Source organism: Piezobacter thermophilus, from assembly GCF_055386745.1.
This window is the reverse complement of record NZ_AP042380.1, coordinates 2,517,283-2,541,998: the sequence shown is the minus strand read 5'-3', so window position 1 is coordinate 2,541,998 and position 24,716 is coordinate 2,517,283. Positions and strand designations below refer to the sequence as shown.

23 protein-coding genes and 1 tRNA gene are annotated in these 24,716 nt (G+C 66.7%); 14 read left to right on the top strand and 10 right to left on the bottom strand.

Annotated features, from left to right (window positions below):
* Positions 1–137: 137 nt before the first annotated feature.
* From ACZ5CM_RS12255 to folD, 4 genes are all read left to right on the top strand, one after another.
* Positions 138–1,814 (top strand): formate--tetrahydrofolate ligase, encoded by a 1,677-nt coding sequence (locus ACZ5CM_RS12255; RefSeq protein WP_464639055.1) that lies wholly within the window; start codon positions 138–140, stop codon positions 1,812–1,814.
* A 91-nt stretch (positions 1,815–1,905) separates the two neighbouring features.
* Positions 1,906–2,202 (top strand): chorismate mutase, encoded by a 297-nt coding sequence (locus ACZ5CM_RS12250; RefSeq protein ID WP_464639054.1) that lies wholly within the window; start codon positions 1,906–1,908, stop codon positions 2,200–2,202.
* Positions 2,187–3,080, top strand: a complete 894-nt coding sequence (locus ACZ5CM_RS12245; RefSeq protein ID WP_464639053.1) for a bifunctional 5,10-methylenetetrahydrofolate dehydrogenase/5,10-methenyltetrahydrofolate cyclohydrolase — start codon at positions 2,187–2,189, stop codon at positions 3,078–3,080. The genes ACZ5CM_RS12250 and ACZ5CM_RS12245 overlap by 16 nt, the downstream gene beginning before the upstream one ends.
* 13 nt (positions 3,081–3,093) lie before the next feature.
* Positions 3,094–3,996, top strand: a complete 903-nt coding sequence (gene folD / locus ACZ5CM_RS12240; RefSeq protein WP_464639052.1) for a bifunctional methylenetetrahydrofolate dehydrogenase/methenyltetrahydrofolate cyclohydrolase FolD — start codon at positions 3,094–3,096, stop codon at positions 3,994–3,996.
* A gap of 19 nt (positions 3,997–4,015) precedes the next feature.
* Here folD and ACZ5CM_RS12235 read toward each other — a convergent pair whose 3' ends face one another.
* The gene (locus ACZ5CM_RS12235) at positions 4,016–4,594 is read right to left on the bottom strand and encodes a gamma-glutamylcyclotransferase family protein (protein WP_464639051.1); all 579 of its coding nucleotides are present in this window, start codon (positions 4,592–4,594) and stop codon (positions 4,016–4,018) included.
* Positions 4,595–4,700: 106 nt separating this feature from the next.
* Here ACZ5CM_RS12235 and ACZ5CM_RS12230 point away from each other — a divergent pair, with 106 nt between their 5' ends.
* Complete coding sequence (locus ACZ5CM_RS12230) at positions 4,701–5,150, top strand: RrF2 family transcriptional regulator (RefSeq protein ID WP_464639050.1); 450 nt, start codon at positions 4,701–4,703, stop codon at positions 5,148–5,150.
* A 6-nt stretch (positions 5,151–5,156) separates the two neighbouring features.
* On the opposite strand, the gene ACZ5CM_RS12225 is transcribed toward ACZ5CM_RS12230, so the two are convergent.
* Positions 5,157–7,685, bottom strand: a complete 2,529-nt coding sequence (locus ACZ5CM_RS12225) for an ABC transporter permease (protein ID WP_464639049.1) — start codon at positions 7,683–7,685, stop codon at positions 5,157–5,159.
* The gene (locus ACZ5CM_RS12220; RefSeq protein WP_464639048.1) at positions 7,682–8,377 is read right to left on the bottom strand and encodes an ABC transporter ATP-binding protein; all 696 of its coding nucleotides are present in this window, start codon (positions 8,375–8,377) and stop codon (positions 7,682–7,684) included. Before ACZ5CM_RS12220 ends, ACZ5CM_RS12225 begins: the two co-directional genes overlap by 4 nt.
* On the opposite strand from ACZ5CM_RS12220, the gene ACZ5CM_RS12215 reads away from it, so the two are divergent.
* Positions 8,376–9,068, top strand: a complete 693-nt coding sequence (locus ACZ5CM_RS12215) for an arylesterase (RefSeq protein ID WP_464639047.1) — start codon at positions 8,376–8,378, stop codon at positions 9,066–9,068. The two genes, ACZ5CM_RS12220 and ACZ5CM_RS12215, sit on opposite strands and share 2 nt — an antisense overlap.
* A gap of 170 nt (positions 9,069–9,238) precedes the next feature.
* On the opposite strand, the gene ACZ5CM_RS12210 is transcribed toward ACZ5CM_RS12215, so the two are convergent.
* The gene (locus ACZ5CM_RS12210; RefSeq protein ID WP_464639046.1) at positions 9,239–9,445 is read right to left on the bottom strand and encodes a cold-shock protein; all 207 of its coding nucleotides are present in this window, start codon (positions 9,443–9,445) and stop codon (positions 9,239–9,241) included.
* A gap of 257 nt (positions 9,446–9,702) precedes the next feature.
* On the opposite strand from ACZ5CM_RS12210, the gene trxC reads away from it, so the two are divergent.
* Positions 9,703–10,128 (top strand): thioredoxin TrxC, encoded by a 426-nt coding sequence (gene trxC / locus ACZ5CM_RS12205; protein ID WP_464639045.1) that lies wholly within the window; start codon positions 9,703–9,705, stop codon positions 10,126–10,128.
* Positions 10,129–10,214: 86 nt separating this feature from the next.
* On the opposite strand, the gene ACZ5CM_RS12200 is transcribed toward trxC, so the two are convergent.
* Positions 10,215–10,550: a hypothetical protein gene (locus ACZ5CM_RS12200; RefSeq protein WP_464639044.1), complete on the bottom strand. Its 336-nt coding sequence runs from the start codon at positions 10,548–10,550 to the stop codon at positions 10,215–10,217.
* A 483-nt stretch (positions 10,551–11,033) separates the two neighbouring features.
* Here ACZ5CM_RS12200 and ACZ5CM_RS12195 point away from each other — a divergent pair, with 483 nt between their 5' ends.
* From ACZ5CM_RS12195 to ACZ5CM_RS12185, 3 genes are all read left to right on the top strand, one after another.
* Positions 11,034–12,293 carry a DEAD/DEAH box helicase gene (locus ACZ5CM_RS12195; protein ID WP_464639043.1) on the top strand — a complete coding sequence of 420 codons (1,260 nt, stop codon included), beginning with the start codon at positions 11,034–11,036 and terminating at the stop codon, positions 12,291–12,293.
* A 140-nt stretch (positions 12,294–12,433) separates the two neighbouring features.
* Positions 12,434–12,751 carry a hypothetical protein gene (locus ACZ5CM_RS12190; protein ID WP_464639042.1) on the top strand — a complete coding sequence of 106 codons (318 nt, stop codon included), beginning with the start codon at positions 12,434–12,436 and terminating at the stop codon, positions 12,749–12,751.
* A 328-nt stretch (positions 12,752–13,079) separates the two neighbouring features.
* A complete protein-coding gene (locus tag ACZ5CM_RS12185; protein ID WP_464639041.1) occupies positions 13,080–13,559 on the top strand; it encodes a hypothetical protein in 480 nt (159 codons plus the stop codon).
* 10 nt (positions 13,560–13,569) lie between these two features.
* Here ACZ5CM_RS12185 and ACZ5CM_RS12180 read toward each other — a convergent pair whose 3' ends face one another.
* The gene (locus ACZ5CM_RS12180; protein WP_464639040.1) at positions 13,570–13,770 is read right to left on the bottom strand and encodes a hypothetical protein; all 201 of its coding nucleotides are present in this window, start codon (positions 13,768–13,770) and stop codon (positions 13,570–13,572) included.
* A gap of 126 nt (positions 13,771–13,896) precedes the next feature.
* Here ACZ5CM_RS12180 and ACZ5CM_RS12175 point away from each other — a divergent pair, with 126 nt between their 5' ends.
* On the top strand, positions 13,897–15,978 hold the full coding sequence (locus tag ACZ5CM_RS12175) for a YjbH domain-containing protein (RefSeq protein WP_464639039.1): 2,082 nt from the start codon (positions 13,897–13,899) through the stop codon (positions 15,976–15,978).
* The gene (locus ACZ5CM_RS12170; RefSeq protein ID WP_464639038.1) at positions 15,975–16,607 is read left to right on the top strand and encodes a YjbF family lipoprotein; all 633 of its coding nucleotides are present in this window, start codon (positions 15,975–15,977) and stop codon (positions 16,605–16,607) included. Before ACZ5CM_RS12175 ends, ACZ5CM_RS12170 begins: the two co-directional genes overlap by 4 nt.
* 52 nt (positions 16,608–16,659) lie before the next feature.
* Here the strand turns inward: ACZ5CM_RS12170 and ACZ5CM_RS12165 are convergent.
* A tRNA-Arg gene (locus ACZ5CM_RS12165) sits at positions 16,660–16,736 on the bottom strand.
* 106 nt (positions 16,737–16,842) lie between these two features.
* A complete protein-coding gene (locus tag ACZ5CM_RS12160; RefSeq protein WP_464639037.1) occupies positions 16,843–17,154 on the bottom strand; it encodes an ETC complex I subunit in 312 nt (103 codons plus the stop codon).
* Positions 17,155–17,310: 156 nt separating this feature from the next.
* Between ACZ5CM_RS12160 and uvrB the strand changes: the two genes are divergently transcribed.
* Positions 17,311–19,500, top strand: a complete 2,190-nt coding sequence (uvrB, locus tag ACZ5CM_RS12155) for an excinuclease ABC subunit UvrB (RefSeq protein ID WP_464642594.1) — start codon at positions 17,311–17,313, stop codon at positions 19,498–19,500.
* A gap of 146 nt (positions 19,501–19,646) precedes the next feature.
* Here uvrB and ACZ5CM_RS12150 read toward each other — a convergent pair whose 3' ends face one another.
* Both ACZ5CM_RS12150 and ACZ5CM_RS12145 read right to left on the bottom strand, forming a co-directional pair.
* Positions 19,647–20,348, bottom strand: coding sequence for a response regulator transcription factor (locus ACZ5CM_RS12150; protein WP_464639036.1), 702 nt, complete (start codon positions 20,346–20,348; stop codon positions 19,647–19,649).
* Positions 20,345–22,246, bottom strand: a complete 1,902-nt coding sequence (locus ACZ5CM_RS12145; protein WP_464639035.1) for a hybrid sensor histidine kinase/response regulator — start codon at positions 22,244–22,246, stop codon at positions 20,345–20,347. The genes ACZ5CM_RS12150 and ACZ5CM_RS12145 overlap by 4 nt, the downstream gene beginning before the upstream one ends.
* A 245-nt stretch (positions 22,247–22,491) precedes the next feature.
* On the opposite strand from ACZ5CM_RS12145, the gene ACZ5CM_RS12140 reads away from it, so the two are divergent.
* Entirely contained in the window at positions 22,492–24,651 is a 2,160-nt protein-coding gene (locus ACZ5CM_RS12140) for an AMP-binding protein (protein WP_464639034.1), read from the top strand.
* Positions 24,652–24,716 lie beyond the last annotated feature (65 nt).

The window sequence follows — 24,716 nt, the reverse complement described above, 5'->3', positions numbered from 1 at the left end:
AACCGCGCGGCGTGCCCGCGACGTTTCGGGGTCGGAAGATGTCGCAATCCGGAGCCTTCCCGGCGTGGCTCGGCGTTATGGGTAGCATGACGCCGGTGCGTGCCGGCCGCGACGGACATATTTCGGGGAACCGGTTCATGAGCTACAAGACCGATATCGAGATCGCCCGCGAGGCAAGGAAGAAACCCATCCAGGAAATCGGCGCGAGGCTGGGAATCGACAGCGACCATCTTCTGCCTTACGGCCACGACAAGGCGAAGGTGAGCCAGGAGTTGATCGACTCGGTACAGACGCGCGAGAACGGCAAGCTGATCCTCGTCACCGCGATCAACCCCACCCCTGCCGGCGAGGGCAAGACCACCACCACGGTGGGTCTTGGCGACGGGCTGAACCGGATCGGCAAGAAAGCCGCAATCTGCATCCGCGAGGCCAGCCTCGGCCCCTGTTTCGGGATGAAGGGCGGCGCCGCGGGGGGCGGGCGCGCGCAGGTGGTGCCGATGGAGGACATGAATCTTCACTTCACCGGCGATTTCCACGCCATTACCAGCGCCCACAACCTGCTGGCGGCGATGATCGACAACCACATCTACTGGGGCAATGAACTTGGCATCGACGAACGCCGGGTCACCTGGCGGCGGGTGGTGGACATGAACGATCGCGCCCTGCGCGATATCGTGGTCTCTCTGGGCGGCGTGGCCAACGGCTTTCCGCGCCAGACCGGGTTCGACATCACCGTGGCCAGCGAGGTGATGGCGATTCTCTGCCTTGCCCGGGATCTCGACGACCTGCAGACCCGGCTGGGCAACATCATCGTCGCCTATCGCCGCGACCGCAGCCCGATCACCTGCCGCGACCTCAAGGCCGACGGGGCGATGACGGTGCTCTTGAAGGACGCGATGCAGCCCAACCTGGTGCAGACGCTGGAGAACAATCCCGCCTTCGTCCATGGCGGGCCGTTCGCCAACATCGCGCACGGCTGCAATTCGGTGATCGCCACCACCACGGCGCTGAAGCTGGCCGACTACGTGGTGACCGAAGCCGGCTTCGGCGCCGATCTGGGGGCCGAGAAGTTCATGGACATCAAGTGCCGCAAGGCGGGGCTGGCGCCGGATGTCGTGGTGCTGGTGGCCACCGTGCGGGCGATGAAGATGAACGGCGGCGTGGCGCGTGCCGATCTGGATGCCGAGAACGTGGCCGCCGTGGCCGAGGGCTGCCCGAATCTCACCCGCCACATCGCCAATCTCAAGCTGTTCGGGGTGCCGGTGGTGGTGGCGATCAACCATTTCGTCTCCGACACCGAGGCCGAGATCGAGGTGATCCGCCAGAGCGCCGAGGCGCAGGGGGCCGAGGCGATCGTCTGCCGGCACTGGGAGCTGGGCTCGGAAGGCACGGTTGAGCTGGCCGAGCGGGTGGCCCAGCTGGCCGATGCCGGGGTGGCGCAGTTCGCGCCGCTTTATCCCGACGACATGCCGCTGTTCGAGAAGATCGAGACCATCGCCCGGCGCATCTATCACGCCGACGAGGTACTGGCCGACAAGAAGATCCGCGATCAGCTGCGCGCGTGGGAGGATGCGGGCTTCGGTCATCTGCCGATCTGCATGGCCAAGACGCAGTATTCGTTTTCGACCGATCCGAACCTGCGCGGCGCGCCTACCGGCCACTCGGTGCCGGTGCGCGAGGTGCGCCTGTCGGCCGGCGCCGGCTTCGTGGTGGTGATCTGCGGCCAGATCATGACCATGCCGGGCCTGCCGCGCCACCCGGCGGCGGAAACCATCGGATTGAACGACCTGGGCCAGATCGAAGGGTTGTTCTGAGGCGCGAAATGGGGTTTGTGCGGGCCGGATGAGTCTGGCCCGCAGGAGCCCGAAGATGGGGGAACCGATCCCGCCGGCACATTGCCGTTCGATGGCCGAACTTCGCCGCGAGATCGATGCGTTGGATCGGCGGATCGTGGCCATGCTGGCCCGCCGCGCCGCCTGCATCGACCGTGCGATCGAACTGAAGCCGTCCGAGGGCTTGCCCGCCCGGATCCCGGATCGGGTGCAGGCGGTCATGGACAACATCCGCGCCGAGGCCCTTGCCACCGGGCTTGACCCGGCCCTGGCCGAGGAGATCTGGCACAGGTTGATCGAATGGTCGATCGCCCGCGAGGAGCGGGTGCTCGGTCCGCAACGCAAGGAGTATCCATGCGAGCCGCAGTGATTGATGGAAAGGGCATCGCCGCCCGGATGCGCGAAGAGGTGGCGCGGGAGGCTGCCGAACTGGCCCGCGAGGGCTGGCCGCCGCGGCTGGTGTCGCTGATGGTGGGTGAAAGCGCCGCGGCGGAACTTTACGTTCGCAACCAGCGCCGCAACGCGGAATCGGCGGGCGTCGAGTTCGAGGCGCGGGAATACCCGGCCGAGACCTCGCTGGAGCAGCTCATCGGCATCGTGCAGGGGCTGAATGCCGATCCGCGGGTGAACGGCATCATCATCCAGCGGCCGCTGCCCGATCACATCCCCGTCAAGGTGCTGCAAAAGGCCGTGCATCCGCTCAAGGACGTCGAGGGGATGCACCCCGCCTCGATCGGCAACATCGTCTACAACGACCTTGCGTTGGGCCCCTGTACGGCGGTGGCGGCGGTCGAGATCCTCAAGACCCTGCCGCTGAAGATCGAGGGGCTGGAGGTCACGGTGATCGGCCATTCCGAGATCGTCGGCAAGCCGATCGCGTTTCTGCTCATGGGGCTGGGGGCGACGGTGACGGTGTGTCACCACATGACCCGGCACGTGGCGATGCACAGCCGCGCGGCGGATGCGGTCTTCGTCGCGGTGGGCAAGCCGGGGCTGGTCACCGGCGATATCATCAAGCCGGGCGCGGCGCTGATCGACATCGGCATCAACCGGGTCGAGACGCCGGAGGGGGCGAAGACGGTGGGCGACGCCGATTTCGACAGCTGCGCGCAGGTGGCGGGGTGGATCACGCCGGTTCCGGGCGGGGTCGGGCCGGTGACGGTGGCCACGCTGATGAAGAACGCGGTTCTGGCGACGCGGATGCAGAAGGACCAGTACCGGGAGATGTTCGCCCGGACGGATGTATAGAGGGGACAGGCAGATGGCGGCACGGATCATTGATGGCAAGGCATTCGCGGCGGATGTGCGCGCGAAGGTGGCGGCGCATGTGGCGCGGCTGAAGCAGGAACATGGCATCACCCCCGGTCTGGCGGTGGTGCTGGTGGGCGAGGATCCGGCAAGCCGGGTCTATGTGCGCTCGAAGGGGCGGCAGACCGTCGAGGTCGGCATGAACTCCTACGAGCACAAGCTGCCGACCGAGACCTCGGAAGAGGAACTCCTGGGCCTGATCGGGCGGCTCAATGACGACCCGGCGGTGCATGGCATCCTGGTGCAGCTGCCGCTGCCCGCTCATCTGGACGAAAGCCTGGTCATCAACGCCGTGGACCCGGCCAAGGACGTGGACGGGTTCCACATCTCGAATGTGGGGCTGCTGGCGACGGGGCAGAAGGCGATGGTGCCCTGCACGCCTCTGGGCTGCCTGATGATGCTGCGTGATGTGCATGGGGATCTCGCAGGGCTCGAGGCGGTGGTGATCGGGCGCTCGAACATCGTCGGCAAGCCGATGGCGCAGCTTCTGCTGCGCGACAGCTGCACCGTGACCATCGCCCATTCACGTACCCGCGATCTGCCGGGTGTGGTGCGCCGCGCCGATATCGTGGTGGCCGCCGTGGGCCGGCCCGAGATGGTGCCCGGGGACTGGATCAGGCCGGGGGCCACGGTGATCGATGTCGGCATCAACCGTATCGACGCACCGGAAAGGGGCGAGGGCAAGACCCGGCTGGTGGGAGATGTGCATTTCGACAGCGCGTGCGAGGTAGCCGGCGCCATCACCCCGGTGCCCGGTGGCGTGGGTCCGATGACCATCGCCTGCCTTCTGGCCAACACGCTGACCGCCTGCTGCCGGGCGCATGGCCTGCCCGAACCCGAAGGCCTGACCGCCTGAGCCGGCAGCGGCAGCGTCATCATGCCGCCCCGGAAAGGATCCGGGGGTGCACGCCAAGGGCAGCGAGCTGTTCGTCCACGAAGGCGGTTTCGGCAGCCGTCAACCGCTGGTGGCGGGGATAGCGCGGCGCGGCGCGGTCGTTCAGCACCGGCGCTTCCCAGCCGGTCGTGGTGGCGAAGAAACGCGCGGCTCCGTCCGTGCCGAATTCGCGCAGATAGCCCTGCACCACCACGTCGATATAGCTCAGCAGGATCGGGTGCCGTGCGGTTGGCCGGCCATGGCGGTCCTCGGGCACCGCATAGACCGCGATTTCGACCTCTCGCTCCAGCGGGTGGGTGACCCTGTCGGTCACGGCAAGGCGCACGTAGGCCCATTCCCGCCGGTCCAGCGCCGTCCAGTCATCGTTCGGGACATGGGCGATCATGCCGTCGATCTCGGCGCCGGGGTCGGGCAGCGCCGTCAGGAAGGCCACCGGGCGCAGGTCGGTATGGCACCATGCACGGCGCCAGCCCTTCAGCCTTGCCGGCTGCAGGTCGGGAAAATCGTGGGTGGCGCGGTTCACGAGGCTGCCATAGCCGAAGAAACAGGGGTCTGCCATGCGGTTCGCCGATCCGGTTTCCGAAACTTCGTCAATTGATGTATGTCAAACCGGTTTTTAGCCGGATATGCAATAAGCGACGATATTCGCAACGCGGGAGAGAATCGTGCGCATCACGAAACGGACCAACATCGCCATCAGGCTGTTGATGTACTGCGCCGCCAATGGCGACCGGTTGGTCACGAAATCGGAGATTGCCGAATGCTGCAACGTCTCCGAGAATCACCTGGCGCAGGTCATCAATCAGCTGAGCCAGCTGGGTTTTCTCAGGACCCAGCGCGGGCGCAACGGTGGCATGAACCTGGCGCGGCCGGCAGATCAGATCCGGATCGGCGACGTGTTCCGGCATGTCGAAGGCGGCTTGCCGATCGCCGAGTGTTTTGCCGATGCCGACAACAGCTGTCCGCTGAAGGATGCCTGCCGGTTGCGGGTGGCGCTGACGGATGCGGCGCAGGCCTTCTATGCCGCGCTGGACGAGATCACGCTGGACTCGCTGGTGTGCGACAATGTCGATCTGATCCGCATCCTTCAGCCGGTCAAATGCGCCGCGGCCTGAGGCCGGTCATTCGCGGGCTCTGAGAACGCGGGCCGGGCGGGTGCTCAGCGGCCGCCAGGCGAAGGCGAGCCCGGCCAGAAGCGTGGCCAGCGCGCCGCCGGCGACGATGCCGACGGCCGAGGGCCAGATGACCGAATACTGCGTATCCAGGATCCGCGTGGTGATGGCCCATCCTCCGGCAATGCCGGCAGCCAGCGCCACGGCCCCCGCCGCGGCGCCGAGAAGGGCGGCGCGCAGGGCGAAGCTGCTCAGGATGCGGCGGCGGCTGGCGCCGAGGGTTCTGAGGATGGCCGCCTCGGCGGTGCGGTTCCCGGTTCCGGCGGCGGCGGCGCCGACGAGGACGAGAAACCCGCTCAGCAGCGATGCGCCGGCCGCCCACGAGGTGGCAGCAGCCAGCCCTTCGAGCAGTTCGGAGACGCGTTCGATGGCGTCGCGGACACGGATTGCGGTGATGTTGGGGAACATGCGGGCCAGGTCGCGCAGGATCGGGGCTTCGGCGGTTTCAGCCACATAGACGGTGGCGATGAAGCTGTGCGGTGCTCCGGCGATGGCGGCGGGGTTCATGGTCAGAACGAAGCCGATGCCGGCGGTCGTGAAATCGACCTCGCGAAAGCTGGTGATGGTCGCGGTGATGTCGCGGCCCAGGATGTTGACGGTGATCGAATCGCCCAGCTTCAGCCCGATCTCGGCGGCCTCTTCGGCGGCGAAGCTGACTTGCGGCGGGCCGTCATAATCCTTCGGCCACCATCTGCCCGCAGTCAGACGGGTCCGGGGCGGCATTTCGGCGGCATAGGTGATGCCCCGGTCGCCGGTGACGACCCAGTGATTGCCGGCCACTTCCCGCGCCGGGCGGCCGTTGATGCGGGTGATGACGCCGCGCAGCATCGGAGCGGTCTGCACCTGGCGCACCGCCGGGTCGGCCTCCAGGCGGGCGCGAAAGCGGTCGATCTGGTCCTGCTGGATGTCCACGAAGAAATAGGAGGGGGCGATCTTCGGCAGGTTGCCGGTCAGCGCATTGCGCAGATTGCCGTCGATCTGCCCGACCGCGGCCAGCACCGACAGGCCCAGACCCAGCGACAGCACGACAGAGGTCGTGCCCTCGCGGGGGCCGGCGATCGAGGCCAGCGCCCAGCGCAATGCCGGCCGGCCCCGCGCGGCCAGGGCGGCGCCGCGGGCCAGCGCCCGGATGGCCAGCGATGCCAGCGCGAGCAGGCCCAGGATGCCGGTGATGCCGGCGGCGGTCCACAGTGTCAGGAGGGGCGCGCCGCCAAACCATGCGGCCGCGCCCACCAGCAGCGCCAGCCCGACCGCCACGGCCAGCAGGTGGCGGGGCGCCGGCAGCAGACGGGCCGCGCCCAGCGCATCCCGGAACAGCGTGGCGGCCCGGACCTCTTCGGTGCGGGCAAGCGGCCACAGGGTGAAGATGAAGGCGGTGAGCAGCCCGTACAGCGCCGCTTCGAGCAGCGGGCCGGGGTAGAGGCCGAACGCGGCCGGCACCGGCAGGCGGTCCTGAAGAAGCGGGCCGAGGAGGAGCGGGACCGCCCCGCCCAGGACCAGACCGATGACGATGCCCAGAAACGACAGTGCGCCGACCTGGATGAGATAGGTCCAGAAGATGGTGGCGCGGTCGGCTCCCAGCGTGCGCAGCGTGGCGATGACATCGGTCTTGGCGTCGATATGGGCGCGCACGGCGGCCGATACGCCGACGCCGCCCACGGCCAGCCCCGACAGCCCGACCAGGATCAGGAAGGCGCTCAGCCGCCGGACGAACTGTGTCACGCCGGGGGCGCCATCGCGGGCATCGCGCCAGCGCACCCCGCGCGCGTCGAACGCCGCCTTCGCCTCGCGCGCCAGCGCGGCCAGGTCGGCGCCCGGCGGCAGGACGAGCCGGTATTTCGTATCGAACAGCGTGCCCGGAGCCAGAAGCCCCGACCCGGCCAGCGCCGGGGTGGCGACGATGGTTCGCGGCCCCAGCCCGAACCCGTCCGCCGCGGCATCGGGTTCGCGCGCGAGCGCGGCCATCAGCACGAATTCCTGCGTGCCAAGGCGAAAGCGGTCTCCGAGACTCAGGCCCAGCCGGTCGATCAGTGCCCGTTCCATCACCGCGCCGGGCAGGCCGTCGCGCCCGGCAAGCGCCTGCGCCACGGACATCCGGGGGATCAGCGAAACCGTCCCGACCAGCGGCCAGGCATCATCCACCGCCTTGACCCGGGTGAGCGCCCGTTCGCTGCGTCCGTTGCGTTCGACCACCGCCATCGAGCGGAAATCGACCACCTCCGAGATGCGCTCGGCCCGCCCGGCCATCCAGGCGCGTTCCTCATCGGAGGCGAAGCGATAGGTAAAATGCATCTCGGCATCGCCGCCCAGAAGGGTCGCCCCCTCGCGCTTGAGCCCGGTTTCGATCCCGCTGCGGATCGAGCCAATGGCCGCGATGGCGGCCACGCCGAGGGCGAGGCATGCCAGCAGGATGCGAAAGCCGCGCAGGCCTCCGCGCAGTTCGCGCCGGGCCAGACGGGCGGCGATGCGCAGGCTCACGGGGCGGCCCTTTGTGCCTCGGCGCTGGCGATCCGGCCATCGCGCAGGCGGATCACCCGGTCGCAGCGCGCGGCCAGCTCTTCGGCATGGGTGACCAGCACCAGCGTGGCGCCGTGGCGATCGCGCAGGCCGAAGAGCAGGTCGATGATGGCGGCGCCATTGGCCGCGTCCAGATTGCCGGTGGGCTCGTCCGCCAGAAGGATGTCGGGCCGCGGAGCCGAGGCCCGCGCCAGTGCCACCCGCTGCTGTTCACCTCCCGACAGCTGGGTCGGGTAATGGCCGGCGCGATGGGCCAGGCCGACCAGCTCCAGCTCGGCCATGGCGCGGTCGAAGGCGTCGCGCCGTCCCGCCAGTTCCAGCGGCGTCGCCACGTTTTCCAGGGCCGTCATGGTCGGGATCAGGTGGAAGGACTGGAACACCACGCCGAAGTGGTCGCGGCGCAACCGGGCCAGGGCATCCTCGTCCATGGTCGTCAGATCCCGGCCCAGCGCGAAGACGCGCCCGCGCGTGGCCCGCTCCAGCCCGCCCATCAGCATCAGCAGCGAGGATTTCCCCGACCCCGACGGCCCCACCAGCCCGACCGCCTGCCCGCGCGGCACGTCGAGCGTGATCGAATGCAGGATATCGACGGGTCCGGCATTGCCTTCGAGCGAAAGACACGCATCCTGCAATGAGAGAACGGGTTCGGTCATGGGCCCTTTCCGGCAATGTCGCCATTCGGGATATGGAGCAGCGAAGGTGTTGCGCAAGGTGCTTTTCGGTTTGTTCTTTGCCCTGTGGGGTTTCGGCGTCACGGCTCAGCCGGTCACGATCGTCGCCCTGGGGGACAGTCTGACCCAGGGTTACGGGCTGCCGCAGGACGAGGGCTTCGTCGCGCAGATGCAGCGCTGGCTGCGCGAAAGGGGGGCCGATGTGCGGCTGGTCAATGCCGGCGTGTCGGGAGATACCACGGCCGGGGGGGCGGCGCGCGTGGACTGGACGCTTACGCCCGAGGTGGACGGGCTGATCGTGGCGCTGGGCGGAAACGATCTGCTGCGCGGGATCGACCCTGCATCAAGCCGCGCGAACCTTGAAAGAATACTCGAGCGGGCGGATGCGGCCGGGGTTCCGGTGCTGCTGGTGGGAATGCAGGCGCCGGGGAATTTCGGCCCCGAATACAAGGCCGCCTTCGACGCGATGTATCCCGAACTGGCAGCCGAGCACGGGGCGCTGTTTGCGGAAAGCTTTTTCGGCGGGATTGCCGGGAAGGAGGCAACTCCGGCCGAGCTTCTGCCCTGGATGCAGGCTGACGGGATTCATCCCAATGCCGAAGGGGTGGCGCGCATCGTTGCCGCGCTGGGGCCTAAGGTTCTGGAACTGGTGGAGCGTGCGCGGGGCGGCTAGGGCGTCATCTCGCGCCCGATTGCATCCACCGTGCCCGGGCGCGGTCAGCTGCCTGGCTCCTGGCGGTTGGTTGAATCGGGCCCGGCGCGACACGCTTTGGTGCGGGCGCCGGATCCGGGTGCAGGACGCGCGCGGGGCGCGCATCCTGCCATCGTCAGATGCCGGTAAGATCAGGCGAGCGCCAGGTTGGTGGCGCTTTCGCGGCCGTCACGGCCGGATTCGATGTCGAAGGTCACCTTCTGGTTGTCGCGCAGTTCGGTCAGTCCCGAACGCTCGACGGCCGAGATGTGGACGAAAACGTCCCGCGACCCGCCATCGGGTGCGATGAAGCCATAACCTTTGGTGGTGTTGAACCATTTCACGGTGCCAGTGGCCATTCCGTGGTCTCCTTAGTTTCATTTGCTGCCCGCGGAAGTGCGGCAGCCCGGCGTCGTTGGTCTGGATCGATAGACTGAACGCCGTGAAAGGAGACAGCTGGTCGACAAGATAACGGTAGCAGAGCCGGATATGACCCCTCGTGCCGCGAATTGCAAGGGCGAATTCGTGGCAACGGTGGGAACCGGGCCGTTGCGTTACGTCAATTTGGTTCTATATCGAAATTCGAATATGTTTTCGTACGAGGAAAGGAACCGAGATGGCGGGGAAGAAACTGACCTGTCTGGAATGCGGGCAGGTGAACCGTGTGCCCGAGGAAAAACTGGGTGCGAACCCGAAATGCGGCACCTGTGGCGCGCGGCTGATCACCGACAAGGCGATCGAGGTCGATCTGGCCACGATGGAAAAGGCCGCGCGCAATGACGATCTGCCGCTGGTGGTGGATTTCTGGGCGCCGTGGTGCGGGCCGTGCCGGATGATGGCGCCAGAGTTTTCCAAGGCAGCACAGGCGCTGAAGGGCCGGGCGCGGCTGGTGAAGCTGAACACCGAAGAGCACCAGGCCGCGGGCATGAAATACGGAATTCGCGGGATTCCGACGATGGTCGAATTCAAGGGCGGGCGCGAGGCCAAGCGGCAGTCGGGGGCCATGCGCGAACCCCAGATCGTGGGCTGGGTGCAGGGCTGAACCCTTGCGCCTTCGCCGCATGGACAAGGCCCCGCGCGGCCCTTTCACCTGCGCGGGGCCTTGAGCCAGCAACGGGCCGGCTCCGGCTATTTCTTCTGCCAGGTTTCGCTGTCGCAGAAACCCAGGGCGCAGCCCTTGATCGACAGGCTGTCCTTCATGAACACCACGGTTCCGTTGAAGCTCATGAACCGGGGCATGTCGGGGTGCTTCATCTTGCGCCCGGTCCAGGACCCGTTCGCCTGTTCGGTCATGCCGTTGCACATCTCGTAGCCGTCCGAGACGCGCGTGCAGAACAGTCGTCCGTCCTTTACCGAGACGTTCACCTCCTGTCCGCCCTTGCGGACATAGATTTCGGCGCTGGCGGACTGGGCAATGACGGCAACGACCACGGCGGCGCCGAAGCCGGTCAGGATCTTTCGCATGTTTCTTTCCTCCCTGTGGTGCGACAAATATGCCGCAAATCAAATATCAGAAAAAGAGAATATTCCGGCAATCGGCATGACTGCGACATATCGGAACGGGAGCGGGCAAGGCGAATGCCCCGCATCCATGCCCCCGCAGACATGCCATGGAAGGAAGGGGGCAGTGCGGCTCGGCGGCCACGGGCCCGCCCTTTCGCGAACTCTTCGCTGCGACGCGGCGCTTGACAGGGGGGTGGCGATGGGGCAGACGGGGCGGAAGGTTGCATTGCCGCGTGAGCAAACCATGCCCGTCCGCCGGGCATGACAGCGCATCCCCCATCCAGTTCCCCATCACGCAGGGTTCTGCCGTCAGGGTCGGACGCGCGGGAAACGCCTGCATGTCCCGAGGCCTTGACGCACCCTCCTGCGCCGCGCATGCCGCGCGGTCAGTCAATGAAACCGTGCGCGGCCCGTGGGGCGCGTGCGGCGCGAAAAGGAAAACACTTGTTCGATTTCGACATGCTCGGCCTTGCGCCGGCCCTCAACGAGGCGCTTGCCCGCGCTGAACTTTCACAACCGACCCCGATTCAGAACCAGGCGATTCCGCTTGCGCTGGAGGGGCACGACATCATGGGCCTTGCCCAGACCGGCACCGGCAAGACGCTGGCCTTTGCGCTGCCGCTGGTCGATCATCTTCTGGCGGCACCCGGGAAACCGGCCCCGAAAACCGCCAGGGCGCTGATCCTGGCGCCGACGCGCGAGCTGGCCAACCAGATCGCCGAGAGCATCCAGGTCCTGACCGGCCGGACCCGGCTGCGCATCGCGGTTGTGGTCGGCGGAAAACCCATTCACCGGCAGATTGCGGCGCTGGGGCGTGGCACCGATATCCTGGTGGCCACGCCGGGGCGGTTGATCGACCTGATGGATCGCGGAGCGGTGGACCTTGGCACCGTGCGCCATCTGGTGCTGGACGAGGCCGATCAGATGCTGGACATGGGGTTCATCCACGCCCTGCGCCGGATCGCGCCGCGACTGGGCACGCCGCGCCAGACCATGCTGTTCTCGGCCACCATGCCGAAGCAGATGGAGGAGCTCGCCCGCGCCTATCTGAGCGATCCGCGCCGGGTGCAGGTGGCGCCTCCGGGCAAGGCCGCCGACAAGATCGCCCAGTCGGTCCATTTCCAGGAAAAATCGGCCAAGCCCGCCAGGCTGCGCGAAATTCTGTCGCGCGACCCGGAGGCGATGACACTGGTTTTCGCCCGCACCAAGCACGGGGCCGAAAAGCTGATGAAGGGGCTGGTGGCCGACGGCTATAACGCGGCCTCGATCCACGGCAACAAGAGCCAGGGCCAGCGCGACCGGGCGATCAGGGCCTTCCGGGAGAGCAGGATCAAGGTGCTGGTGGCCACCGACGTGGCCGCGCGCGGGATCGACATTCCCGGTGTTGCCCAGGTCATCAACTACGATCTGCCGGAGGTGCCGGAAAACTATGTCCACCGCATCGGCCGCACCGCGCGTGCCGGTCAGGATGGCGAGGCAATCGCCTTCTGTTCGCCGGACGAGGCCGATTACCTCTACCGCATCGAGAGGCTGATGAGCATCGAGATCCCGGTGGCCAGCGGCACCCGGCCCGAACAGGGCGAGGGGCGTCGCGCCGGGTCCGGCTCCGGTGCGCGCCGCGGACGCGGCAAGGCGCCGCGCAGCGGGGCCGGGCATTCGGCCGGTGGCGGTCGCCGCCGCTCGCGCAGCCGGCGCGCGGCCTGAGCCCGACCGCGCAGCGACGGGCTGCGGGGTGTTGAACCGCAGCACTATTGACCGGCCCTTTCCGCAAGGGCCGGGAAATCCATGTTCATCGAAACGGGAAAATGTGATAGAGCTTCACTCGAGATTGAAGGAGACTCACGATGTTGATCCGAAATGCCATTTTGATCGGGGCGACGGTCGGTCTTGTTGCGACGACGGTCTTTGCCCAGAGCACGCCTCCCCTGCAGGGCGAGATTGACTGCACGAACCCGATCAACGCCGAAAACGAAGTCTGCCTGGGGCTGGCCGAAAGTGCCGCGGCCGCAGGTGCAGGTGCAGGTGCGGGTGCGGCTGCAGGTGGGGCCACGGCCTTCGCCCCCTTGGTCGGACCGGTCGCGGGTGCGCTGGGGCTGGGCGTGCTTGCGGCGGCCGGTGGTGGCGGATCGACCTTTTCGACCTCGACCACGGGAACCAACTGACCGCCTGACGACATTCGGAATGCACCATTTCGACGGGTCCGCCGAGTCCGGCCGGGCCCGTTTTCCGTTTCCGGAAAATTCTACTCTTATCCTCCGGTCATGACCTGAGCCGGGCAACCCTCCCTTAACCGCTCCGTGATGAGCTCGTCCCGCGCGTGGGGGCGCGGGGCCGTCCGTTTGCCGGGCGGCGGAATCGTGGGGTGGTTCAATGGAATTCGGGCTTTCGGCCGCTTTGCGGTCGCGGGTGAGTTGTGTCCTGTCGGGCCGGGGTTGTCGGCCCGTGCATGTCGGAGCACTGTTTCTTGCAGCGCTGATCCTGGCGTCTGGGGTGGCCAATCAAGGGTTTGCCCAGCAATCGGCATCGCTGCCGGCGCTGGTGATACGTTATGATCGCGGGGGCTATGTTCTGGACCGGCTGAGGCAGATCAGCCGGTTGCGCCGCAGCGGCCGGAAAGTCGAGATCACCGGCTCGGTCTGCTATTCTTCCTGCACGATGCTGCTGGGGCTGCCCCAGACCTGCATTTCACAGCGCACGGTTTTCGGGTTTCACGGGCCTTCGGCCGGCGGCAAACCACTGCCGCGGGAGGAATTCGAGTACTATTCGCGCGTGATGGCGCGCTATTACCCGGAACCGTTGCGCGACTGGTTCATGCGCGAGGGGCGGTTTCGCATTCACCGGCTGTTCCGCATTCGCGGAAGCCGGATCATAGCCATGGGCATCCGGGAATGCGGCCGGCCGGGGGATGGCAGGCAGGCGCGCAACGCGACCGGGCACCGCGTTGGCGGGGGGCGGACGGGTCGGCTCTAGCCCCGGCCCATCATTCCCGCGAGGGGGCTGCGCCGGGTTGAGAGACCCGCGCCAGCACCGGAGAAAGTGGCAAATCTGGTGCCCGATCAATGAAATCAGGCCATATCTGGCAAATTTTTTCGGGAATTTTCCGGAAAAGTTTGCGAAATGCGGACAAATGTGGCAATTCTTGGGCAATCAATGAGGCCGTATCGAGCAGGTAATCGGTCACGACAGTCTGGTAACGGGATTTGGGCGAACCCTCCGGGTTCTCCCGGTCGGTGATGGTCGGTTCGAACCTGCCCGCAGGCGGCGATGCTTTGCTTTGGGCGGTTTGATGCGAAGAGTCGCGTTTTTGTTGACCGGAACAGGTGCCCTGGTGGCGGGGCTTACCCCTGCCTTGCCGCAGAACCTGTCGACCTATGGCACGCCGGGCCTGATCGACATGCCGACCGCCCAGGATCTCCCCGACGGCAATCTCGCCGGCACGGCCACCCTGTTTCGAAACTCCAACCGCAACACGGTGACCTTCCAGTTGCTGCCGCGCGTCTATGGCAGTTTCCGCTACTCCTATCTGGGCGATTTCAAGCCGGGCGGGGTCGGTCGGCTTTATGACCGCAGTTTCGACGTGCAGTTCATGCTGCAGGAGGAAACGGAAACCCGTCCGGCCGTGGCGATCGGCCTGCGCGACATCACTGGCACCGGCGTCTATTCCGGCGAATACCTCGTTGCCACCAAGACCTTTGCCGACCGGCTTTCTCTGACCGGCGGGATCGGCTGGGGCCGACTGGCCGGGCGCGGCGGTTTCACCAATCCGCTGGCGATTTTCGGGACTCGGTTCAGGATCCGTCCATCCGGGATTAATAACCCCGGTGGTCAGTTTAACACCGGAAAGTGGTTTCGAGGGGATGCTGCGCTATTCGGGGGAGTCGAGTATCGATACTCCGATCGACTGTCGTTCCTGGCAGAGTACTCATCTGATGTATACTCAAGGGAAACTGCCAATTTCGGCTTCAAGGTGAATTCGCCGATCAATCTTGGCGTCAGCTACCGGTTCCGCAACGGCGCGGCGCTGAGCGGGTATTACCTGTACGGATCCACCTTCGGCGTGCAGCTCAGCTACAGCTTCGATCCGAGGAAACCTGCCGCCCCCGGCGGGCAGGGCAGGGCGGCGCCGGCGCTGCTGCCGGTGGACCGGGTCGCGCTGGCAAGCTGGAATCTGCCCGACCGCCCGGCCGATGCGCCCTCGGCCCGTGACGTGCTGCGCGTGCGGCTGGACGAACAGGGCCTGCTCCTGACCGGCTACGAGGTGCGCGGCAACCGCGCCACCATCGAGATCGAGAACCGCCGCTATCAGGCCAACGCGCAGGCCGTCGGGCGCGCAGCCCGTGCCATGGCCAACACCCTTGACCCTTCGGTCAGCGAGTTCGTGGTCATCCTGCAGAAACAGGGCGTGCCGATCACCTCGGTCACGATCCGGCGAAGCGACCTCTACGAGTTCGAAAACCACGTGGACGGGGCGTGGCGGTCCTATTCGCGGGCGCGCGTCGATGACGGGTTGCCGGGGCTTCGGGGCGGCACGCTCGACGGTGTCTATCCGCGGTTCGGCTACCGGTTCGGCCCCTTCGTGCAACTGTCCTTCTTCGACCCGGACAATCCGCTGCGCTACGAGGTCGGAGCCGACCTGCAGGGCGACTACACGATCCGCCCGGGTTTGGCGCTGTCGGGGCTGCTGCGGCTGCCGGTGTTCGGCAATCTCGCCGATACCACGCGCGTGTCGGATTCGGTCCTGCCGCATGTGCGGTCGGACTGGCCGCGATATGCGAAGGAATCCGATCTGCGCATCAATCACCTGACGGCGGAGTACATCTGGCGGCCGTCGTCGAACACCTTCGCGCGGGTGACGGCCGGTTACCTGGAAGAGATGTATGGCGGCGTTTCGGCGGAAATGCTGTGGTACCCGGTCGGCAGCCGGCTGGCCCTGGGCGGAGAGATCAACTATGCCCGGCAGCGCAACTTCGACATGAAGTTCGGTTTCCGGGACTATGACGTGGTGATGGGGCATGCCTCGCTCTACTACGAGTTCCCGGGCGATTTCCGTGCCCGGATCGACGCTGGCAGGTACCTGGCCGGTGACTGGGGGGCGACATTCAGCCTGGACCGTGAATTCAACAATGGCTTCAAGATCGGCGCGTTCTTCACGCTGACCGATGTCTCGGCCACCGATTTCGGCGAAGGATCCTTCGACAAGGGGATCCGGTTCGAAGTGCCGCTGAGCTGGTTCACGCGCAAACCCAGCCGGACGCGGCTGAAACAGACGATCCGGCCGATTCTGCGCGATGGCGGCGCGCAGCTCAATGTGCGCAACCGGCTCTATGAATACACCCGCGAGGAACGTGCCAACGGGTTGCAGGCGAAATGGGGGCGGTTCTTCAGATGAGATGGCCGGTTGCACTCTCCGTCGCGGCGTTGATCCTCGTCGCCGCCTGTTCGAACCAGACCGAGGATTACGCGATGGTGCCGGCGCTGGTGAACCCGGCCGGCCAGCCGCCCGATGCCCGCGCTGCGGCGCTGTATCGCGCGGGCGCGCCGCGCATGGAGGTTTCGTTCCTGGGGAATGGCAAGCGGGGACTCATGGTGCTGGAGGCAACGCGTGACGGGGTTGAAACCTGGCGCTCGGCCGACGGCGCCACGCTGATCTTGCAGCGCGGAATGATCCGCGGCACCCGCGGCTTCGGCGAGGGGCTGATGGCCTCGGATGTCTCGCAGTCGCTTTCCAAGGTGCTGCGCGGCGGCGAAGGGCCTGCAAACCGGTTTCACAGCTATCTGACGGGGAACGACCAGATCGTCACGCGCAGCTATCGCTGCATGATCCGCAACAGGGGATTGCGGAGCCTCGATCTGGGGGGGCGGAGCGTGCGGACGCGGCTGATGTCGGAAACCTGCCGCAACGTGGACCAGGAATTCGAGAACCTCTACTGGGTGGCCGCCGACGGCAGCCGGATCGTGCAGTCGCGCCAGTGGATCGGCGATTTCCTCGGGTCGGTCGCCACGCGCTCTGTCCGGTGATGCATGTGTCGGCGCCCCGAACCGGGCGCGCGGCCGGCATGATCGGCGGTACTGGCGACCCCGGAAGGACTCGAACCCTCAACCTGCTGATTAGAAGTCAGCTGCTCTATCCAGTTGAGCTACGGGGCCGGTTTGCCGCGCGAAATCTGCCGCGTCAGCCTGTCTTAACCGCGACAGGGCGGGGCATCAAAGCGAAAACGCCGATCGCCTGCCGCCCGGCGCCGCCACGGGGGCCTCAATGCGTCCAGGGGGCGCGGCGCTCGTGGGCGAAATTTTCGCCATATCCGCGCGGGCGGATGTTGAACCGGCGCTCATGCGGCTCCAGCACCTCGGCGTCGATCCCGTGTTCCCGGGCGTATTCCAGCGCCGCCTCCTTGCTGTGGAACCGCAGCCTGACCTGGCTTTGGGTGTCGCGCGACGAGGTCCAGCCCATCAGCGGATCCACCTCGCGGGGCGCGGCGGGGGCGAATTCCAGCACCCAGTTGCGGGTCCGGGCGGTACCCGAGGTCATGGCGTTCCTGGCGGGTTTGTAGATACGCGCGCGCATCGCACACTCCTTGCAGCTCGTCGCCGTCCTTATGCGCGAGAGGCGCCTTGCCGGCAAGGCCCGAATTGTCACGGGGGGCAGGGGCGGGGCACGGTGCGCAAAGCCCCTTGACCGGAACAAAATGCGTCCACACCTTGCCGGCAGAGGATCATGCCCATGCCATATGCCCATTCCGATTCGGCCCGCGCCCTCGCCCATGCCCCGGCGCAGGGTCCCCGCGCCCGCCCCAAGCTCGAGGGCGGCCGGCGATTCGTCATGCATACCGAATTCGAGGCCGCCGGAGACCAGCCCCAAGCCATCGCCGAACTGGCCGAGGGGATCGAGACCGGCGAGCGCGACCAGGTTCTGCTGGGCGCCACCGGCACCGGCAAGACCTTCACCATGGCCCGGGTGATCGAGGAGACCCAGCGCCCGGCGATCATCCTCGCCCCCAACAAGACCCTGGCCGCCCAGCTTTACGGGGAATTCAGGTCGTTCTTTCCCGACAACGCGGTGGAATACTTCGTCAGCTACTACGACTACTATCAGCCCGAGGCCTATGTGCCGCGCTCGGACACCTATATCGAGAAGGAATCCCAGATCAACGAGCAGATCGACCGCATGCGCCACTCGGCCACGCGGGCGCTGCTGGAACGCGACGACGTGATCATCGTCGCCTCGGTCAGCTGCATCTACGGCATCGGCAGCGTCGAGACCTACGGCGCCATGACCCAGGACCTGGAGGCGGGCGGGTCCTACGACCAGCGCCGGATCATCGCCGATCTGGTGGCCCAGCAATATCGGCGCAACGATGCCGCCTTTGCCCGCGGCAGCTTCCGGGTGCGCGGCGACAGCCTGGAAATCTGGCCCGCCCACCTGGAGGATCGCGCCTGGCGGCTGTCCTTCTTCGGGGAAGAGCTGGAATCGATCACCGAGTTCGACCCGCTCACCGGCGAGCGGACCGGCCGCTTCGAGCGGATCCGCATCTATGCCAATTCGCACTACGTGACGCCGAAACCGACGCTGAAACAGGCCATCGTGGAGATCAGGAAAGAGTTGCGCCAGCGTCTCGACCAGCTGGTGGGCGAGGGCAAGCTGCTGGAGGCCCAGCGGCTCGAGCAGCGCACCAGTTTCGATCTCGAGATGCTGGAGGCCACCGGCGTGTGCAACGGCATCGAGAACTATTCGCGCTACCTGACCGGGCGCAAGCCGGGTGAGCCGCCGCCCACGCTGTTCGAGTTCATCCCCGACCATGCCATCGTCTTTGCCGACGAATCCCACGTCACCATCCCGCAGATCGGCGGCATGTATCGCGGCGACTACCGGCGCAAGTTCACCCTGGCCGAGCACGGGTTCCGCCTGCCCTCCTGCATGGACAACCGGCCACTGAAGTTCGAGGAATGGGACGCCATGCGCCCGCAATCGATCTTCGTCAGCGCCACGCCGGGTCCGTGGGAGCTGGAGCAGACCGGCGGCGTCTTCGTGGAACAGGTGATCCGCCCCACCGGGCTGCTGGACCCGGAGGTCGAGATCCGCCCCGTCGAGGCCCAGGTGGACGATCTTCTGGACGAGGTGCGCAAGGTGGCGGGCCGGGGGCTGCGCACGCTGGTGACCACGCTGACCAAGCGCATGGCCGAGGATCTGACCGAATACATGCACGAACAGGGCATCCGGGTGCGCTACATGCATTCGGACATCGACACCATCGAGCGTATCGAGATCCTGCGCGACCTGCGTCTGGGGGCCTTCGACGTGCTGGTGGGCATCAACCTGCTGCGCGAGGGGCTGGACATTCCCGAATGCGGGCTGGTGGCGATACTGGATGCGGACAAGGAGGGCTTCCTGCGTTCGGAGACCTCGCTGATCCAGACCATCGGGCGGGCGGCGCGCAATGCCGAGGGCCGGGTCATCATGTATGCCGACCGGATCACCGGCAGCATGGAACGGGCGCTGAAGGAAACCGACCGGCGCCGGGCCAAACAGATCGCCTATAACGAGAAGCACGGCATCACCCCCGAAACGGTGAAGAAGAATGTCGAGGACGTGATGGCCGGGCTCTGGCAGGGCGACGTGGATCTTTCCCGCGTCACCGCGACGGTGGACAAGCCGTTGGTCGGGGCGAACCTGGCGGCGCATCTGGAGGCGCTGAAGGCCGAGATGCTGAAGGCGGCCGAGAACCTCGAATTCGAAGAGGCCGCCCGCCTGCGCGACGAGATCAGGCGGCTGGAGGCGGTGGAGCTTGCCGTGGCCGACGACCCGCTGGCGCGCCAGTCTGCGGTGGAGGCGGCGGCAGGCGCGGGGGGGCGATCGACCGCCGGCCGCCCGGGACAGCGGGGCGGGAAGGGACGCCGCAAGGGGCGGTACTGAACCGCGGCCGGCAGCGACATGGGCCGGGGGCGGGAATCGCGGCGGTCTGCGCCCGCCGCGATGCCTCCGGCGGGAGTATTTGGGGCAAGAGGAAGGGGGGTGGAGCGGCCCGCCGGGCCGAGGCCGGTGTCCTGACGGCCTGCGGTTCAGCTCCAGCTCACATCGCCCAGAAAGATATAGCCGGCGCCGTAGATCGTCTTGATCAGGCGCGGGTTTCTGGGGTCCTCGCGCAGCTTGGTGCGCAGGCGCGAGATGCGCACATCCATCGCCCGGTCGAAGCTCTCGCCCGCCGCACCGCCCAGCGACTCCTGCATCTGCGCGCGCGAGATCAGCCGCCTGGGGCTTTCCAGGAACAGCCGCAGCACCTCGCCTTCGGCATGGCTGAAGGGGGTTTCCACACCGGTTTCGTCCTCGAGCACATAGCGGTCGAAATGCGCCGTCCAGCCGTTGAAGCGGGCGGTGTTGCCGGCCTGCTGCGGGGGGCGGGAGCCGCGCAGACGGGCGCGGATGCGGGCCACCACCTCGGCCGGGTCGAAGGGTTTGGTGATGTAGTCGTCGGCGCCCAGTTCCAACCCGGCCACCCGGTCCTGCACCTGCGCCCGCCCCGAGATGATGATGACCGTGGCCCCCCGTTCCAGCGCCAGCCGGTGCACCAGTGCCAGCCCGTCGGTATCGGGCAGTGACAGGTCCACAAGGCAGACATCCGGCACCGCCCGCTTCAGCGAGGCCTCGAATTCGCGCGCCCGGGCAAAGCTCTGGGTGCGGAAGCCGGCCTCTTCCAGCGCATCGGTCAGTATCCGGCGGATTTCCGGTTCGTCGTCGAGGATGGTGACGAGGGGTGCGGTCATCTTTGGGGCTCCGGTCGGATCAGGGCGGCGAGATCTTCCTGCGAGAAGGGTTTGCGCAGCACCGGTCCGCGCGCGGCGGCGGCGCGATAGAGCGGATCCTCGGCGGGCAGCGAGGTCATCAGCACGCAGGGGCGCTCAGGCGTTTCGATCCGCGCGCACAGATCCAGCCCGGTGGCCTCGCCGCGCAGGCGGATGTCGGACAGCACCAGCCTGATGTCGTCCAGCTCGGCCGCCAGCGCCACTGCCTCGTCCACCGATTCGGCCTCGATCACCGAGAAACCCAGCCCCATCAGCATGTCGCGGAAACCCGCGCGCAGCTCGGCGCTGTCCTCGACCAGCAGCGCCAGGCCCCGTTCGGCGGCCACCGCCTCGCGCCAGGGCAGGCGCAACGTCACCTGCGCGCCGCCGGCGGTGTTGGCCAGGCGCAGGTCGCCCCCGGCCAGTTTCACCATGTCATAGACCATCGGCAGGCCCAGCCCCGAGCCTTCGCCGCCCTTGGTGGTGAAGAACGGGTCCAGCGCCTGCGCCAGCGCCTCGCGGGAAAAGCCGGGGCCGGTATCGGTGACCGAGATCTCGACCCAGGTGCGGCCGACGCAATGGGCGCTGACGGTGATCTGGCCGGAACTGCCGCAGGCGTCGCGGGCGTTCAGGATCAGGTTCAGCAGCGCATCCTGCAACATCCCCGCATCCAGCATCAGCATCGTGTCGGGGGTGTGGTCGAGAACGCTCAGCCCCACCCCGCGCGGCAGGCTGGGCGTGGCCAGGACCCGCAGATCCTCCAGCAGCACATGCAGGTCGGTCGCCCGCGGCCGCAGGGTGCGCCGGCCGGTCATGTCGGCGATCCGGTTGAGAAGCCGCCCGCCCCGGCGGGCCGCGGCCAGCGTGCCTTCGACCAGTTCCCGGGCGCCGGGAGGCAGTTCCATGCGCGCCAGCCGGCTCTGCATGCCCATGATGATGGTCAGCAGGTTGGAAAAGTCGTGCGCCAGCCCCGAGGTCATCTGCGCCGCCAGCGCCCGGCGCCGCGACTGCTGCAGGGCCACCCGTGCCTGGGTTTCCTCGGTGATGTCCATGGACAGGATGTAGGCCCCGCCCGCCGGGTCGGGGGTGAAGGCCACGCGGATGCGCCGCGAATCGTGGTCCTCGGTGAATTCGAAGACCGAGCTTTCCCCGGCCAGCGCGGCCTTGAGGTGGGGTTCGATCCGGGCGTATGCGAAGGGGCCCAGCGCGTCGCGGATGTGCAGCCCGACGATCTCGGACGGTCGCCCCGGCAGGACCGAGCTGAGCCGGCGGTTGGAATAGGTGTAGTAGCCCTCGGGGTCCACATGCGCGATATGCGCTGGCATCATCTCGGTGGTCAGGCGGGTGCGGGCCTCGATCTCGGTCAGCTGGCGCTTGGCCTCTTCCAGCGCGGTGATGGTGGCGGCCAGCTTGCGGTTGGTGGCGGAAAGCTCTTCGGCATGGGCCAGCAGCTGGTCGGACAGCTCGGCCGAGCGCGTGCGCAGAAGCTGCTCGACCCGCTTGGTGCGGGTGATGTCGGTGTAGACCGCAACCCACCCCCCCTGCGGCAGTGGCGCGCCCTCGACCGAGATCACCTGGCCGTTGGCGCGGGTGCGTTCGAGGTAGTGCGGCTCGAACGCCAGGGCCTGATCGACGCGGGCCTGCACGAAGGCCTCCGCGTCGTCGATCTCGCCGTATTCGCCGTTCAGGACCAGGTGGCGGATGGTCTCGTCGAAGCGCGCGCCCGGTGTCACCAGGTGATCGGGCAGGTTGAACATCTCCTTGAAACGCCGGTTGCACACGGCAAGGCGCAGCTCGCTGTCATAGATGGACAGGGCCTGTGCGATCAGGTTCAGACCTGCTTCGGTCATTGCCCGCTGCTGCTGGTCGGCTTTGTTCATTCCGGCACTCTCTCCTGCGGGCAGGGCTATCACCCCCTGCTGGTCGGCGCCAAGAGGGGGCGGGCGGGAATCGTTGCCCGTTACGGTCCTCCGGGCGGCCGAAGGGGCATTGTAACAATTCGTAAGGATTGGGAAAACATCAGGAAAAAATTGACGCGCAGGAATTCTCCTGATCTGTTTCGCGAGGGAATCGCACAAGCGTTCTTGTCCGGCCAGGGGGATGGCCGGAATGGGAGGAAGGAAAATTGGCTCAGACGCAGTCGGGCGCCGAGGGGCTCAGGTCCCTGCCGGCGCTGCTTCAACGCAACGCCACGAAGTTCGCCAACCGGCCCGCCTATCGGGAAAAGGAGTTCGGCATCTGGCAGTGCTGGACCTGGGCCGAGACCGAAAAGGAAATCGAGGCGCTGGCGCTGGGGTTCATTAACCTTGGCGTGAGGGAGGGCGATTTCATCGCCATCATCGGTCGCAACCGGCCCTACATGTACTGGTCGATGGTCGCGGCGCAGTCGGTGGGCGCGGTTCCGGTGCCGCTCTACCAGGACGCCGTGGCCGAAGAGATGTCCTATGTGCTGGGCCATTGCGGGGCGCGCTTCGTGATTGCCGGCGATCAGGAGCAGGTGGACAAGGTCATCGAGATCCAGGACCGGCTGCCCAGCCTTGAGCATGTGATCTATCTCGATCCGCGCGGTCTGCGGAAATACGATCACACCCGCCTGCACCAGTACAGCCACATCCAGAACCAGGGCCGCGCGGCCTATGACGAGCTGATCGGCGAGTTGAAGCGCCGCCGCGAGGCGCTGGATTACGACAGCACCTGCGTGATGCTCTACACCTCGGGCACCACGGGCAAGCCCAAGGGCGTGGTGCTGTCGAACCGCAACGTGATCGAGAGCGCGAAGAACTCGGCCGAGTTCGACAACCTCACCGAGGAGGAGGAGATTCTCTCCTACCTGCCGATGGCCTGGGTGGGGGATTTCATCTTCTCGATCGGTCAGGCCTACTGGTGCGGGTTCTGCGTGAACTGCCCCGAAAGTCCCGACACCATGATGATCGACCTGCGCGAGATCGGGCCGACCTATTTCTTCGCACCGCCGCGGGTGTTCGAAACCCAGCTGACCAACGTGATGATCCGCATGGAGGACGCGGGGGCGCTGAAATACGCGCTGTTCCACCATTTCATGGATTTCGCCAAGGGCGGCGCGGGCGAGAAATACGGGATGCCGCGGCGCAAGCGCAGCGTTCTGACGCTGAAGCGGCGGCTGGTGCGGGCGTGGCGCTATGCCATGGGCGTGGGCTTTGCCATCGAGACGCTGATCGAGAACGCGATCCGGCTGTTCTTCTACAAGCTGCGTTACGGAAAGGATGCGCGCAAGCATTTCAGGGCCAGCGATCCGCTGGGTCTGTGGCTGTATCCCGAGCCGCTGCGGAGCTATTTCAAGTATCGCACGGGCGATGTGCTGATCTACGGCCCGCTCAAGGACACGCTGGGCTTCGGCCGGATCCGCGTGGCCTATACCGCGGGCGAGGCGATCGGGCCGGAGATCTTCGATTTCTTCCGCAGCCTCGGCATCAACCTCAAGCAGCTCTACGGCCAGACCGAGGCCACCGTTTTCATCACCGTCCAGCCCGACGGGCAGGTCAGGGCCGACACGGTGGGGGTGCCGGCGCCCGACGTGGAGATCCGCATCGACGAGAACGGCGAGATCTACTACCGCAGCCCCGGCGTCTTCGTGGAGTATTTCAAGAACCCCGAGAGCACTGCCTCGACCAAGGATGCCGAGGGCTGGGTGGCCACGGGCGATGCCGGCTTCTTCGACAAGGAAAGCGGGCATCTGCGCATCATCGATCGGGCGAAGGATGTGGGCAAGCTGGCCGACGGGCGAATGTTCGCACCCAAGTTCGTCGAGAACAAGCTCAAGTTCTATCCCGACATCCTGGAGGCGGTGCTGTTCGGCAACGGGCGCGACTTCTGCGTGGCCTTCATCAACATCGACCTGACCGCGGTGGGCAACTGGGCCGAGCGCAACAACATCGCCTATGCCTCGTATCAGGAGCTGGCCGGGCATCCGCAGGTTCTGGATTCGATCCAGAAGCATGTGGAGGAGGTCAACGAGAGCGTCGCTCGGGACCCGATGCTGTCGGGTTGCCAGATTCACCGCTTCGTGGTGCTGCACAAGGAGCTGGATGCCGATGACGGCGAACTGACCCGCACCCGCAAGGTGCGCCGGCGCATCATCGAGGAGAAATATGCCGACATCATCGAAGCGCTTTACGACGGATCGTCGAAGGTCAGCACCGAAACCGAGGTGACCTACGAGGACGGTCGCAAGGGATCGATCCGCGCCACGCTGGAGATCCGCGACGCCCGTGTGGTGGAGGATCCGAAGAGGATGGCGGCGGAATGACGGATGTGACGCGAAACATGGCGCAACGGGCCGCTGCGCGGCGATTTCATGCCTCCGGCGGGAGT

What these genes read in the sequence shown, in the direction of transcription:
- ACZ5CM_RS12215 (WP_464639047.1), top strand. Translation starts at nt 8,376, where the DNA reads ATGGGCCCTTTCCGGCAATGTCGCCATTCGGGATATGGAGCAGCGAAG.
- ACZ5CM_RS12145 (WP_464639035.1), bottom strand. Translation starts at nt 22,246, where the DNA reads ATGAACAAAGCCGACCAGCAGCAGCGGGCAATGACCGAAGCAGGTCTG.
- ACZ5CM_RS12245 (WP_464639053.1), top strand. Translation starts at nt 2,187, where the DNA reads ATGCGAGCCGCAGTGATTGATGGAAAGGGCATCGCCGCCCGGATGCGC.
- ACZ5CM_RS12210 (WP_464639046.1), bottom strand. Translation starts at nt 9,445, where the DNA reads ATGGCCACTGGCACCGTGAAATGGTTCAACACCACCAAAGGTTATGGC.
- ACZ5CM_RS12170 (WP_464639038.1), top strand. Translation starts at nt 15,975, where the DNA reads ATGAGATGGCCGGTTGCACTCTCCGTCGCGGCGTTGATCCTCGTCGCC.
- ACZ5CM_RS12250 (WP_464639054.1), top strand. Translation starts at nt 1,906, where the DNA reads ATGGCCGAACTTCGCCGCGAGATCGATGCGTTGGATCGGCGGATCGTG.
- ACZ5CM_RS12160 (WP_464639037.1), bottom strand. Translation starts at nt 17,154, where the DNA reads ATGCGCGCGCGTATCTACAAACCCGCCAGGAACGCCATGACCTCGGGT.
- ACZ5CM_RS12235 (WP_464639051.1), bottom strand. Translation starts at nt 4,594, where the DNA reads ATGGCAGACCCCTGTTTCTTCGGCTATGGCAGCCTCGTGAACCGCGCC.
- ACZ5CM_RS12255 (WP_464639055.1), top strand. Translation starts at nt 138, where the DNA reads ATGAGCTACAAGACCGATATCGAGATCGCCCGCGAGGCAAGGAAGAAA.
- ACZ5CM_RS12220 (WP_464639048.1), bottom strand. Translation starts at nt 8,377, where the DNA reads ATGACCGAACCCGTTCTCTCATTGCAGGATGCGTGTCTTTCGCTCGAA.
- ACZ5CM_RS12190 (WP_464639042.1), top strand. Translation starts at nt 12,434, where the DNA reads ATGTTGATCCGAAATGCCATTTTGATCGGGGCGACGGTCGGTCTTGTT.
- folD (WP_464639052.1), top strand. Translation starts at nt 3,094, where the DNA reads ATGGCGGCACGGATCATTGATGGCAAGGCATTCGCGGCGGATGTGCGC.
- ACZ5CM_RS12150 (WP_464639036.1), bottom strand. Translation starts at nt 20,348, where the DNA reads ATGACCGCACCCCTCGTCACCATCCTCGACGACGAACCGGAAATCCGC.
- ACZ5CM_RS12200 (WP_464639044.1), bottom strand. Translation starts at nt 10,550, where the DNA reads ATGCGAAAGATCCTGACCGGCTTCGGCGCCGCCGTGGTCGTTGCCGTC.
- trxC (WP_464639045.1), top strand. Translation starts at nt 9,703, where the DNA reads ATGGCGGGGAAGAAACTGACCTGTCTGGAATGCGGGCAGGTGAACCGT.
- uvrB (WP_464642594.1), top strand. Translation starts at nt 17,311, where the DNA reads ATGCCATATGCCCATTCCGATTCGGCCCGCGCCCTCGCCCATGCCCCG.